The following is a 13863-nucleotide window of genomic DNA, read 5'->3' as shown; positions in this document are numbered from 1 at the left end:
GAGTGTGAAAGAAAAAAGTTTATGTTAGTGGCGAAGTTAAATGACCTAATAGAAAATAAAAAGTTACAATTAGTAGAACTGGTAAATAAACATGGTTTTAGTCATACGAAAGTCCTCCATTTAAGTCAGGAAATTGATAAATTAATTAATAAATATATGATTATAAAAAAAGGAACCCTATAATAGTAGGGTTCAAAAGGAACAGATACATAAAATAAATAAAGAGAATAATTTAATTATATAAGAAATTTGATACTGTAATATTGAGAAAGTGTAAAACCTTAATTAAATATTTTCGTTTAAAAAGTGATGTGATTACTATTTTAAAATTAAGAACAGATTTAATAGAGAAAGCAGTAAACTAACTCATATCAAAGAAGACACCAATGTTAGTAAAGAGGAAGTCAATATTGCATTAAATTTTTATGAAAAATTACAAAAAATAGATGAACCTAAGAAATTTAAATTATATCCTTATAATGAAAAGTAAGCCAGTGAATTCTCAATATCTGATTTCTCGAAAGACGCTAAAAAAATTACCCGTTTAAGAAACTGGGTTTTAGAAGTGCTGCCTATTATTGAATTATATAAGAAGGCGGGAAAGTTACCCCTTACTAGGGAGAATGATGACTTTATAGAGTATCTTGAAAATTGTTTTATTACTTATATCTCAGGGTTAGAGAGCATTTGTAGTACAACATTAGAAACAGTGATTACCAAAAAGGATTTGGAGCTTGTAAAGGATTTGTGTAATGGGATTATTAATTCTTTAAAAGAATATTATAAAGGTTTTCCGTCAAAGGCTTTTAAAGAATTTCATAAAGTTTTAATAAATAACGTGTCTATACCAAATCATTTCAATGATATAAAAACACTTCAAAACTTTGACAATGAATTCCTCTATAAAATTTGAGTCGGTACCGATCATGTATTTACAGGTGAAGAAATATTTCATATTCCGTTAGAACTTCGGGGAATAGTCAGCACAAATTGATACAGTATTCATGGGTTACTATGTATCTATTTAGAAAGCTCACCTTTAACCAGCTGGTAAGAACTTAATAAACCTGACTTAAATACGGTTCAGACTTCAGTATTTAAATCAGATGATATAAGTTATATGGATTTATCTACACCACCTGTTGTTTTTATAGATAAGATAATTAAGAAATTCTACGATATCGGTACAATTATGAAAAAACGCTTTTTGGCGGATAGATTAAATGAACCAAATGAAGTAATTTCTTATCTAATTATTTGGCCTTTAATGGCAGCATGTTCTGTACGTGTAAAAATACGAATGACACATTCAAACCAGAATATATTATCCCACAACTATTATTGCAGTTTATAAGATATGATGGATTTTTTGATGGCGTAAGCTACTTCTCAACTAAAGTGGATAACTACTCTGCAGCAACAGCCGTACTTTATATAAACTTCGCTTTTCCTGTTCAGGATGGAGCAACTAAAGGTCTTTGTCCAAAACTACTAAGTAAATTTAAGGTTTCCGATGCAGTACCGTGGAATATGTTTCAGTTATATAAAGATTCACAACATTGTCTCCCCCATGAGGGAGAGAAACGAGTTGAACATGAATTTATTATTTTCTTCTACAGATTTTAGTAAGCTTGAAACTTTTTTACAGAATAAATCTTTATTAAAAAGTTCTAATGGACGTTTGTCTTAAATATGGTGTTTCGACCTAGTTATAGATTCAAATGTTTAGGAGACTAGATAAATTTATGATATATTTTTAAAGTAGTGCACAAGTGCAAAATCACAAAAAAGATCACCTATGAAATTTTGTAGGTGGTCTTTTCATGTTCGTTAAATAAACTTTTGTTCCAATTAGTCCAGATGTTTTTTTACGTATTTTCAATAGATAAAACTACATGAAAAAATAAGTAAAAAAGTGGAGGGTTATTTGTCTAAATATATAGAATTTTTAACAAAAATTCATAATTATGTTATATAATGATGTTAACAAACCATATTTTAGGCATTACCCCCGATTGTGCAGAATAAATATTTATTTGATGAGCTAAAGTATTTGGCTAAAAGAACTTGTAGCGGGGCCTGCTACAAGTTCTTTTATTTTTTCAGTATAGGAAAATAAGAAAAAAGGAGGGAATACAAATATGACAAGAAATTTAAAGAAAGCAGCTCTTAATTCGTTAGATGGTAAATGGGGGGTAGGTATAGGAGTATCAGCGTTAAACTATTTTGTACCTACTCTTAGTGCATCAGCAATCGCGACATTCATGTATTTAATAGTTGGCCTGTTTATTGGGGTAATTGGTTTGGATGTAATTTTTGTTTATTCAATTAGTGGGCAACCCCAAGTAGACCCTACTGCACTAGTTTTAATTATTCTAAGTTATATATTTTTAGGACTTATTTGTTTCTTAATTTACAGTTCCATACAAGGTATCTTTAACTATGGATATTCTGCTTTCACCTTACATTTAGGGAAAAATGAAGACGCTAAAGTGGACGATGTATTTCTAGGATTTAAAAAAAGAAATTTGTTTAGATCAATAAAATTGGGCCTGTTGCAAGCTATTTTTCTTTTTTTATGGAGTCTCTTATTAATTGTTCCAGGTATTATTAAATATTTTTCTTATTCCATGTCGTATTACATATTAGTAGAGAATCCTGATTATACAGCAAGTGAAGCGTTGAGAGAAAGTAAAAGAATAATGAAAGGACAAAAGCTAAAGTTATTTGTTCTTTGGTTATCATTTATTGGTTGGTTTTTATTAGCCGCATTTATCGGAATGTTTACATTTAATCTATCATTTATTTTCATTTCTCCTTATTACAACACAACTGTCACACATTTTTACTTAGATTTAATTAAAAAAGAGGATGTTGGAGAAGCGAAGGTAAGTATATAAATAGGAAGAAAGTATGTATAAGGGAAGTGTATACTATCTTGATAGTGGATATGCAATTAAGCATATCCATTTTTAAGTATTATATTAAAAGAGTTAAGCTGCTAGATATATAATATTTATTATGATTTGAGCAAGGATACCGCAAACATGTTGCGAGTTGGAGGAAATAGCAATGTGGCGACACCCCATACCCATCAACTTAAGAATGGAAACAAAGTGTACTTTCATTTTATGGGGTAAAGCATTCCTAAAATAGAAGCATACTTTTAATAATACGCATACCAAATAAACCCTTTCGTTTTATTAAAAGTCAAGGCAATAGTAATGAAATCCTATATTTATACGATTGAATATAATATCACACATTTTATAAGGTAAAAAGGAAAGGATAGATGAACAGGGGAGTATACCTGTTTACATCTATCCTTTTTTACAACAATATGACCACATTTACTACTACAACAAATTTTCATATAGTTATTGAACTATTTTTTGAATAACTAAATTAACCTCTTTGTTAACTTTAATTACGAATAAATGGTCCCCTTCACCTTCAATTGGATCAATTATATCTTCATTAAAAGATTTAGCATGTTGTCTACCATATCTATTAAACTAGCGGTTTTTATTTTCCCTGATTCCTTTCCATACCTAAGGTACCCAAAAGTCCACTGGATTCCCGAGGCTACCATCCATATTTGTGTCTCTGAAAAGACATTTTGTGCCACTAGACGTAACTGTAGATTCCTGAACAAGCCAAATCATGAAAATACACACAAAGATAGATTATCATCCATTACATTACTGTTTTGCTTCGTTCGAATAGAAAAACTCGGAAGAACGCCACTTGTTCGATATCTCCTCAATGTGATAAGGGGTCGTTTTGCAGCATCCACCTATTAAACGTGCACCTGCTTGGTACCATTTTTCAGATTGAATATCCAACGCGTTACATTGTTCATGACCATGCCATGTTTTTGTTTCTGGATTATAAGTTTCACCAGAGTTTGGATAAATAATAATCGGTTTTTTGGTGTTTTCCCTCAACGCTTGGATTGCACCAGTCACAACGGTTACTGGCGCACAATTGATGCCTATCGCTACAATTTGTTCACTTTTCTCAAAAGCTCGTGCACACTCCACGAGTTTCATACCTTCACTAATCTCTTTCTCATTTTTTACCGAAAAGGAAAGCCACGCATATGTTTCTGGAAACTCACGCAATAATCTATCTAATACTCTTGCTTCTTGCAGGGAAGGGATTGTTTCAAATGCCAATAGATCTGCACCTGCTTCGATTAACGCTGACATTCTCGAACGGTGAAAGTCTGCTAATGTTTTATCTGTCACACCATAGTTGCCTACATACTCTGAACCATCTGCAAGGTAAGCCCCGTACGGCCCAACTGATGCAACAACCAATGGTTTAGGCCTATTCGTTTGCGTATTTTCCTTCCAAAAATCATCTCTTGCCCTTCTTGCAAGTAACACCGTTTTCTTAATTAATTCCAAAGCTTCCTGTTCTTGTATTCCACGCGCGGAAAAACCACTAATAGTAGCTTGATAGCTTGCTGTTATGGCACAGTCCGCTCCAGCACGAAAATAGTCCGAATGAACCTGATAAATTAGTTCCGGATTTTCTAGTAACACACGTGCCGACCAAAGGGGATCGTCCAAATTACATCCATGCGCCTCCAATTCTGTAGCTAATGCTCCGTCAAGAAGCATAATGGAATGTTGGGATAAAATAGCATCAATTGGGTTGATTTTGTTCGACATAATTTACGTCCCTCTTTTTTAGATTTTTTGTTAGATAATAACTTCCATAGCAAAACAAAATAAACGGTATGCCGCAATATAAGGCAATTCTCTGTGTTGGATCGAATGCAATTCCAATACACGATGCCAGACAAAGGATAAAAGAAGCAATTGGTACTAATGGATATAGTGGTGTGCGATAAATCAAGTCCTTTTCAGAATTTCCTTCTTTCAAAAATTGTCTGCGAAATAGGAACTGGGAAGCACTAATACTCATCCAAACTACAACTACTGCTAGACCAGAAATGGAAACAAGTACGATATAGACAGTATCTGGTGCCACAATACTTGAGAGCAAAGCCAAAGCTCCACCCACCATGCTGAAAATGACGGCGTTGATTGGAACACCTTGCTTTGTCATTTTTCCAAAAATCGGGGATATCGTATTCTTATTAGCAAGCGACCAAAGCATTCTAGAAGAGGCATAAAGGCCTGAGTTTGCTGCAGATAAAATGGCTGTTAAGATAACGAAATTCATTATGTCAGCTGAATATGGCACCCCAATTCGTTCTAGAACTGCAACAAAAGGGCTCTCTAATACCCCTGCATCGGAAATAGGCAATAACGCAGATAAAACAACAATCGTTCCTACAAAAAAGATGATCAATCTCCACAGAGTAATTCGAATGGCCTTCGGTATCATTTTTTCCGGGTTCGCTGTTTCTCCAGCTGCAATGCCTATTAATTCTGTTCCCGAAAAAGCAAAATTAACCGCAAGCATGGTCATTATAATGGCGGTAGCACCATGAGGAAATAAACCTCCACTTGTAAAATTAGAAAAGAATGGTGCTGCTTTTGAATGATTCATCGGAAGAAAACCTAGCATTGCCGCTACTCCTAAAACAATAAAAATCACAATAGCTATAACCTTTATCGATGAAAACCAAAATTCGGATTCGGCGAAAAATTTAACAGTCAGGACATTTAATACAAAGATCAAAATGGCAAAAAGAGCACTCCATACCCAAACATTAACCGATGGAAACCATCGCTTCATAAGTAATCCTGCGGCTGTAAATTCAGAACCTAAAGCAACAGTCCAAGTTAGCCAATACAACCAGGCTACTGTATACCCTGTACCTGGTCCAATGTATTTAACTGCATAACTATGAAATGCGCCCGTTTCAGGCATATGTACGGATAGCTCTCCTAAACATAGCATAACTAGATAAACCACTAGCGCACCAATCAGATAGGATAGAATTGTTCCAAACGGGCCAGCTTGTTGAATAGTGTAACCCGAGCTTAAGAATAAGCCCGTTCCAATCACCCCACCAAGTGATAGCATGACTAAATGACGTGCTTGCATTTTCCTTTGAAATTCTTGCCCATTTTTGTTCTCCATTTCTACTCTCCTTTAGTTACTATCCAGAAAAAACAAAAACGCACTCTAAAAAAGAGGGCGCTACTGACAAATAAAAACGGAAGCTCTCATCTATCAGGATTATCACCCGCTGGAATTAGCACAGTGTCTACTTAAGCAGACCTGTTGCTGAGGTTTCATAAGGCCAGTCCCTCCACCTCTCTGGATAAGAAATATTTTTTTATAACCTTATCAATCCCTTCAATAACTGTCAAGATAATTCTGTTTTTTAAAAAAATTATCTATTATAGAAATACAAAAAATAGAGTATTACTATAACTGCAACCCACTCCTTCTTGGGTATTATTTAAAAATCGAACATATAAAACCTCATTTATTTATGATACGGTTCACAAGCACTTCCTCAAAATTTGATGCACTTCTAAATATCTTCTTATTTCTTTGGCTATGGGGTCACCATATATAACCAGCAACTCAGGAGATTTTAATACCCTCAAATATCAAAAAACGTTATCTTTTCTAAACAAGCTAAATTAGTAAGGATGATGTTTTCTTATGAATCTCTCGATTCAAGATGAATTACTACCATTTGCAGAAGAATTACAACGATATGTTAAACCTGTATTCTTAGAAGAACTTGCAAGAGAAATAGGGTTTATAAAGCGAAAACGTAAGTTTTCTGGATCAGACTTAGCTGCTATTTGCATTTGGATTAGTCAACGGGTGGCAGTGATTCCTTGGTTCGATTATGTAGTAGGCTTCATGCAGCGGCAGGCACTTTACTTAGCCCTGAGGGCTTAAATATACGTTTAAATGCTAAAGCAGTTTTGTTTTTAAAACATATTTTTTTTACTGTTAGAACAAAAGATATGTGAACAAACACAAATTTCTAACCACCTTTTCTCTTATTTTCAACGAGTCCGTATCCTAGATGCCACCGTATTTCAAGTGCCAAATGCTTTAGAGAATGTATATCTAGGCTCAGGAGGGTGTGCCCAAACAGCTGGAACCAAAATACAATTAGAATATGATCTGCACAGTGGAGAATTTCTTAATTTTCAAGTTGGACCAGGGAAAAAAATAAAAGAGCCTACATCTCCAATTACTTAGTAATTGGAGATGTAGGCTTTATTTTTCAATGTCTATTTATAGTTATTTATATTTAACGTTCCGGGTAAAGTTATGGTTTAAATTGTGGCAGATGTATGCTACAAATCACATTTATAGAAAGACGTGAAAATAGTAATTAATTTTATAGTGTTAGGGGTCTTGTCACATGCCCATTAAGCTAATATTTTAAGGTACACTCTAAATAGAAAAAATTTTTATAGCACAAAATTTCATTTTTGGCTTTTTTGGGGTAACCTGTTCTGTTAGATTTATAGTAATGTGGTAATACCTCTTTATGGCGAAAGCCTGTTACAATAGTTAATAATAACTTAGGTACAAATTGATAATGAAATGGGGAAAGAGACTAGATGAAAGCAACCGGAGTAACTAGAAAAGTAGATGAATTAGGGCGTGTAGTAATTCCAAAGGAACTTAGAAATACGCTTGGTATTAAAGAAAAATCACCATTAGAGATTTTTGTAGAAGGGGAAGACATTGTTTTACAGAAGTATCAGCCTGGTGGTGTTTGTGCATTAACAGGAGAAGTGTTAAATCATAACATAGCATTAGCAAATGGTAAGATAACATTAAGTCCAGAAGGTGCAGAATTATTACTAAAAGAAATAGAACAGTATCTTGTAAAATAAATGCTCCTTTCAAGGGGCTTTTTTTATAGGGGAAATATAAAATTTCACGTATCATAATGTTTAATAAAAAACTAAATACCTAATTAATAGTCTACATATAATCTTATGTTGAATTAATCCGCTAAATAGATACTGTATTGTTTGTTTTGAGAAGATTAGCAAATAATTTAGTACGAGATGCTGAATTATAGGGTAAAAAAGAAAAAGGACGCTTAGCTTTAAATGTCTAAACGCCAAAATGAATAGATAAAATATAAGTACATAGAGGGGAGAGTGATTTCCCGACTCATTATGAGTATATCATAGAATTAAGTTATAAAGAAAAATAAATGATGATTAGGCTTGTTAATTGGTGGGGGAATTTTGAAGAAACTTACAAATGAAAAAATTGTACTGTTAAAGGTAAATATAGGGGTACTGCCAAGATACATGTAATTTTGAGTCATAGGCTTACTTTTATTTTGAAACATAATCAAATCGGGGTTTTTTCTATAATTATTAAACTTATTATCATACACCCTAATCTTACAATTGAAACAAAGTATTTTCAGTAACTAACTAATGAATGATTAAGGTTGCTTGTGCTTTATTTAGATAGATACGAAATTTATATGCTTCATTGATCATTATTCCTTTTACACCCATTTTGATATTTACCTATTATACAACAAACGTACATTCGAATGATATTGAAGTAACAATGTAAGTATTTCGAACAATTAAGATGACTTCCTGCCATCCCTTGTCCGAAGCCAATTCATCTCCCAATAACTTAAAAACTTAAGCTATAAGAGAAAAAAGAATGAAGTATTCTGATGGTAGTAAATGACTTAGCGGTGTCAATGTATATATGACAAATCCGCCTATAGCTATTTACTTTCTTGAATTTTACATAATATTAATTTTTTGTGAATTATTACTCTGTAATTAATTAGATTTAATGTATTATTCACACGAAATGACTACCTTTGTGTAATTTATTTGATTTGTAAGACAGTTAGGAATACTAGATTAAAACATAAATACACGTTTTTGATAGATATTTTATAAAGTTGTATTTATATGTGTCATAAAATAACATCTAAATATAATTATAAACAGAGTAAAGGGAGGGCTATGTAAAAAGTAATAAATACAAGTTCATGAACTGTTTTTGCACGTAAACACATGCTAAAGAAATGAAAACTTTTAAATTTATCAAGGAAATGAGAGGGAGATACTATGGGGAATAAATCAAAGCATAAAACCAAAAGAATACTTGTAGCTACTGCAACATTAACTATACTTGCTTCTGGAATGGCTTCTTCACCAGATGTCTTTGCAGAGGAAATGCAGCAACCAAAAAAATTATCAGCATCACTGCAAGGTGAGAATTCAGTTAAATCAGAAAATAGAGCGTATACAGTCCCAGGGAAAGGTGATGTCGAGGTACTAAAACAACAGGAAAGAAAAAGTATGGCATTTAGCCCATATGAACCCACTGGTTTATATGCAAAACCAAATGAACAAATAACGATTAATGTAGAAGGTAATCAAGATATTCAGGTATATATTGGAACGTATTCGTATGATGCTTCTTGGAGAGAAGATTCTAAAATAAAATTATTTACATTAAAACCTGGTATAAACACAATTCAATCTCCAAATGGGGGGATGATTTATTTTTATAATAAACAACAAGGTGGCACCATTCGAACAACAGTCACAACAGGTGGAGCGACTACGCCTTTCTTTGAATTAGGAAAGCATACGAAACAAGATCTAATAAACATGCTGGACCAATATCCTAATGCACATGCAGTGGAGTTAAAAGGAGAACGTGTATTAATTACAGCCAGCCCTGCACGTGTTAAGAAATATTTGTTGGGTTCTAATACAGATCCTGTACAACTCTTAAAAAAGATGGATGAAGCTACTCGAATTCAAGACAAAGTAGCTGGATTATCCGAAGAACAAGTAGGTAAACATTATGTTCATTACGTAGAGGAAAATCATTCTCCTGATTATTATATGTATGCAACTTCTTATCGAACTGCATATGTAGGAGATGCAATTCAATACGTGTTAGATATTGATAAATTTGTAAAAGATGGCTGGGGTCCATGGCACGAGGCAGGACATTTGAGACAACAATCGCCCTGGAAGTTTTATAATATGACAGAAGTACAAAATAATATATACAGCCTTTCTGTAGAAAAAGCATTTAATCAACCATCCAATTTAGAGAAAAGTGGAATTTATCCAAAAGCGTTTCAATATCTAGAACAAACGAATAAAAATTATGATGAAATTAGTGATGTTTTTGTTAAGCTTGTTATGCTTTGGCAACTACAGTTAGCATATGGAGAGGATTTCTATCCTAAATTGCATCAATTGTATAGAGACATGCCTTCAAATGAAATTCCACAAACTGATGAAAATAAAAAACAATTATTTATGATTTCAGCATCAAAAGTAGCCAAACAAAATTTGATGCCTTTCTTTGAGAAGTGGGGATTACGTCCAAATAACGATACCATCCAAAAAGTGGCTGCATTAGGATATCCAATTTTAACAACAGAAATTTGGAAGGGTACGGATTCTAATCCAATTAAACCAGATATGCCTAATGGAAATAATATTTTAGAAGGAAAACAGTTTGCATGGTCACTAAAAGGAATTAGCGATTTTGAGTTTGCTAAAATCAATTTCAATAAGTCGACAGAAGAAATGCAAATCGACTTAAAAGCAGGCATACCGCATCATTATTTTAATGAAACATACGCGAGTATTAAAGTACAAAATGCATCAGGAAAAGTAGTATATAAGAAAGATATTTATGGAAACAAACAGCAAAATGCTGAATCACAAACGGTACCAGTCAAAATAGGAGATTATATCGAGTTAACACATTTAGAAGGTGTGCATAGAGCTACTTTTATGAATGTCGATAATAGTAAACAAGAGAGCTTTGGGAAAAAAGCCATATACGAAGTTACAAAGGATGGCCTGAAGAAAGTAAACCAAATTGTTAATCCGAAACCAGATACAGAAGCTCCCACGCAGCCACAAGGATTATCCGCAAGCAATGTAACTTCTAACAGTGTAGAGCTAAAATGGAATTCTTCTACAGATAATGTAGGTGTAAAAGAATATCAGGTATTACGTGATGGACAACTAATTCAGACGGTACAAGGAACGACGTTTACTGATCAAAACTTAACAGTTAATAAGGAATATAAATATGCAGTGAAGGCCGTAGATGCAGCTGGAAATACATCAATTCAAAGTAACATTCTTCCGGTAAAAACAAAAGATCAAAATGCATCTTATGAGAAATGGGATCCAAAGAAGGCGTATACAAAGGGAGACAAAGTAGAACATCAAGGGAAAGTGTATGAAGCTGTTCAAAATCATCAAGGAAATGGTGACCCGAATTGGATATTTGCAGTATCGTTATGGAAACCACTTACAATCAAGTAATATGTAAGAATCAGATGTGAAGATAGAAAAACATAAATTGAGCCAGTATTTTAAAGAATTACTGGATGTTGCTTGAATTTTGATAGATTTCTCTATTAAGTTATTATTCAAAAATTAAAATTAGAAAAGGAAGAAGATTAGTGATTATTCAGAAAGAAAAGAAAAGATTTAATAAAGTTATTATAATTACCGCAGCATGTAGCATGTTTTCTATGTTTGGAACGTCTATTTCGCACACTAAAGCTGCAACACATTCAGCTGCTCCAGCAGTTTATGTCAGTCCCCAAAATATACCTGCCTCAGATATTATTAGTATAGACTGGTCACCAGTTCAGACTCCGCCTTATACGTACTGGGCTGTACACAACTGGAATGCAGGTGGTGAAGCTGGAGGATATGCTGGTTTTCAACAACAAAGTGGGTTTGATGAAAATGGAAAACGTACTTTACATTTTGCTTTATGGGATCCAATTTCCTCTAAAGAAGCAATAAAGGCCGAATACTTATCTCCGAATTCGCAAGCTGGACCCTTTGGAGGAGAAGGAACAGGAATGAAGGTTCAAACAACTTATGGTTGGAAAGACTACAATTGGTACAGAATGACAATGCGTTCATGGCAAGAAAATGGTCATACTAAATTTGGACAATGGCTGAAAGATGTAACAAATAATAAATGGCATCAAATTGCAATTATGGATTTTCCTGTTGCTAATGTTGCATTTAATCATGGATTAGGAATGTTTCAAGAAGACTGGGCTGATAGTGGACAGAATGTTCGAGAAGCTCGCCTGAAAAATGGTTATAGCCGAAAGTTAGTAGATAAACAATGGAATTCCTGGAATAATCAAAATATTTCAGGGACGCATGATAATACATATCAATATGATGGAGGAGCCACTTCAGAATATGTATGGGTCAAAGCAGGAGGTAATACGCAGTCTACCATTGGATCAGGAAAAATATTCACGCTAAATCAACCTACTCAACCTGAAATAGGAAAACTAGATTTTGATATCCAATCTATATATTATGAAAATGAAAAATTAAATGTATCTTGGAAACTAAAAGAAAATAGTACACCGCAATTTAAGGGGAAAATTGAAATTTATAACAATGAAAATATGACGGGCCAACCTATTAACGTAATTGATGATATTAAATCTTATCAAAATGGAATCAGTCAATCTATATCATTATCAACAAATGCTTATGCAAAAATTGTATTAACGGATTTATTTGATCAAACTGTTGAGAAAAAGGTACAAATCAAAAATGAATCTCCAAACATTTTTGAAGGTAACGAATTTGCATGGTCGCTGAAAGGGATTGGAGACTTTGAATTTGCGAAAGTAAATTTAAATAAATCAACAGAAGAAATGCAAATTGATCTAAAAGCAGGTGTACCACATGACTACTTTAATAGTACATATGCAAGTATTAAAGTGCAAAATACATCAGGTAAAGTGATCTATAACAAAGAGATTTATGGAAACAAACAGCAAAATGCTGAATCACAAAAGGTACCAGTCAAAGTAGGAGATTATATCGAGTTAACACATTTAGAAGGTGTGCATAGAGCTACTTTTACAAATGTCGATAATAGTAAGCAAGAGAGCTTTGGAAAAAAAGCCATATACGAAGTTACAAAAGAAGGTCTGAAGAAAGTAGAAAAAATGCCAGAAGCAACAGTTTTAGATGGAAATCAATTTGCATGGTCATTAAAAGGATATAGTGATAGAGAAATTGCAAAAGTAGATTACGATAAAACGGCAGAAGAGATGAAGATAAAACTAGAAGCAGGTGTACCACATTCCTACTTTGCTAGTACGTATGCGAGTATTAAGGTCCAGAATTCTTCTGGAAATGTTCTGTACAATAAAGAAATCGTGGGAAATAAACAACAAAATGCTGAAAGCCAAACTGTGCCCGTCAAGGTAGGGGATTACATTGAATTTACCCATATAGAAGGAGAAGCAACAAAGGAGAAAACGCGAGCAACTTTAACTAACCTTGAAAATAAAAAAAATGAAACCATTGGAAAGACAGCAAGGTATCAAGTTACAAAAGAAGGCCTGAAGAAAGTAGAGAAAATGCCAGAAACAACAGTTTTAGATGGAAATCAATTTGCATGGTCTTTAAAGGGATATAATGATCGAGAAATCGCAAAAGTAGAGTATAACAAAGCAACAGAAAAAATGCAGATTAAATTAGAAGCGGGAGTACCCCATTCCTATTTTACTGATACGTATGCAAGCATTAAAGTTCAAAACTTATCGGGCAATATTTTGTACAATAAAGCAATTGAAGGAAATAGACAACAAGCTGCTGAAAGCCAAACCGTTCCAGTCAAAGTAGGGGATTATATTGAGTTTACTCATATAGAGGGAGAAGCACAAAAGGAAAAGACACGCGCCACACTTACTAATCTTGAGAATAGTAAACAGGAATATATAGGAAAGAAAAGAATATATCAGGTTACCTCTATGGGATTATTAATAAAGTCATAGATTTCACTACAAAACTTAAATTATTGATTTATATAATATATATAAATCTTAACTATTATACGCATTAAAAAATGCTCAAGAGAAAATAGATTGGC

At 33.4% G+C, this 13863-nt stretch carries 8 protein-coding genes, 2 pseudogenes and 1 riboswitch; of the genes and pseudogenes, 7 read left to right on the top strand and 3 right to left on the bottom strand.

The window, feature by feature from the left end:
- Window positions 1-21: 21 nt before the first annotated feature.
- The 3 genes and pseudogenes from DN393_RS21105 to DN393_RS21095 all read left to right on the top strand — a co-directional run bounded on the left by DN393_RS21105 (window position 22) and on the right by DN393_RS21095 (window position 2900).
- Complete coding sequence (locus DN393_RS21105; protein ID WP_025118349.1) at window positions 22-183, top strand: aspartyl-phosphate phosphatase Spo0E family protein; 162 nt, start codon at window positions 22-24, stop codon at window positions 181-183.
- 80 nt (window positions 184-263) lie between these two features.
- A pseudogene (locus DN393_RS21100) lies at window positions 264-1690 on the top strand (hypothetical protein).
- 451 nt (window positions 1691-2141) lie between these two features.
- Window positions 2142-2900 carry a DUF975 family protein gene (locus DN393_RS21095; RefSeq protein ID WP_149173844.1) on the top strand — a complete coding sequence of 253 codons (759 nt, stop codon included), beginning with the start codon at window positions 2142-2144 and terminating at the stop codon, window positions 2898-2900.
- An 801-nt stretch (window positions 2901-3701) separates the two neighbouring features.
- Here the strand turns inward: DN393_RS21095 and mmuM are convergent.
- Window positions 3702-4679 (bottom strand): homocysteine S-methyltransferase, encoded by a 978-nt coding sequence (gene mmuM / locus DN393_RS21085; protein WP_064474247.1) that lies wholly within the window; start codon window positions 4677-4679, stop codon window positions 3702-3704.
- A complete protein-coding gene (gene mmuP / locus DN393_RS21080; protein ID WP_149173842.1) occupies window positions 4654-6063 on the bottom strand; it encodes an S-methylmethionine permease in 1410 nt (469 codons plus the stop codon). Before mmuP ends, mmuM begins: the two co-directional genes overlap by 26 nt.
- A gap of 83 nt (window positions 6064-6146) precedes the next feature.
- Window positions 6147-6254, bottom strand: a riboswitch (SAM riboswitch).
- Between the two features lie 343 nt (window positions 6255-6597).
- Here mmuP and DN393_RS21075 point away from each other — a divergent pair.
- Window positions 6598-7119 (top strand): annotated as a pseudogene (locus tag DN393_RS21075) (IS4 family transposase); the annotation flags it as partial.
- A 401-nt stretch (window positions 7120-7520) separates the two neighbouring features.
- Window positions 7521-7799, top strand: coding sequence for an AbrB/MazE/SpoVT family DNA-binding domain-containing protein (locus DN393_RS21070; protein WP_064474240.1), 279 nt, complete (start codon window positions 7521-7523; stop codon window positions 7797-7799).
- Window positions 7800-8357: 558 nt separating this feature from the next.
- Here DN393_RS21070 and DN393_RS32475 read toward each other — a convergent pair.
- The gene (locus DN393_RS32475) at window positions 8358-8426 is read right to left on the bottom strand and encodes a helix-turn-helix domain-containing protein (protein ID WP_370458104.1); all 69 of its coding nucleotides are present in this window, start codon (window positions 8424-8426) and stop codon (window positions 8358-8360) included.
- Window positions 8427-9020: 594 nt separating this feature from the next.
- Here DN393_RS32475 and DN393_RS21060 point away from each other — a divergent pair.
- Both DN393_RS21060 and DN393_RS21055 read left to right on the top strand, forming a co-directional pair.
- Window positions 9021-11261, top strand: coding sequence for a M60 family metallopeptidase (locus DN393_RS21060; protein ID WP_149173841.1), 2241 nt, complete (start codon window positions 9021-9023; stop codon window positions 11259-11261).
- A gap of 140 nt (window positions 11262-11401) precedes the next feature.
- Window positions 11402-13768, top strand: coding sequence for a putative mucin/carbohydrate-binding domain-containing protein (locus DN393_RS21055; protein WP_149173840.1), 2367 nt, complete (start codon window positions 11402-11404; stop codon window positions 13766-13768).
- Window positions 13769-13863: the final 95 nt, after the last annotated feature.

The sequence above is a fragment of the Bacillus sp. BPN334 genome (assembly GCF_008368885.1).
GTDB classification, from domain to species: Bacteria; Bacillota; Bacilli; order Bacillales; family Bacillaceae_G; genus Bacillus_A; species Bacillus_A wiedmannii.
This window is presented reverse-complemented; position numbering and strand designations above follow the sequence as displayed.

Excerpts from the sequence above, each read along its gene's own strand:
- DN393_RS21105 (WP_025118349.1), top strand. The coding sequence starts at position 22 with ATGTTAGTGGCGAAGTTAAATGACCTAATAGAAAATAAAAAGTTACAA.
- DN393_RS21095 (WP_149173844.1), top strand. The coding sequence starts at position 2,142 with ATGACAAGAAATTTAAAGAAAGCAGCTCTTAATTCGTTAGATGGTAAA.
- mmuM (WP_064474247.1), bottom strand. The coding sequence starts at position 4,679 with ATGTCGAACAAAATCAACCCAATTGATGCTATTTTATCCCAACATTCC.
- mmuP (WP_149173842.1), bottom strand. The coding sequence starts at position 6,063 with ATGGAGAACAAAAATGGGCAAGAATTTCAAAGGAAAATGCAAGCACGT.
- DN393_RS21070 (WP_064474240.1), top strand. The coding sequence starts at position 7,521 with ATGAAAGCAACCGGAGTAACTAGAAAAGTAGATGAATTAGGGCGTGTA.
- DN393_RS21060 (WP_149173841.1), top strand. The coding sequence starts at position 9,021 with ATGGGGAATAAATCAAAGCATAAAACCAAAAGAATACTTGTAGCTACT.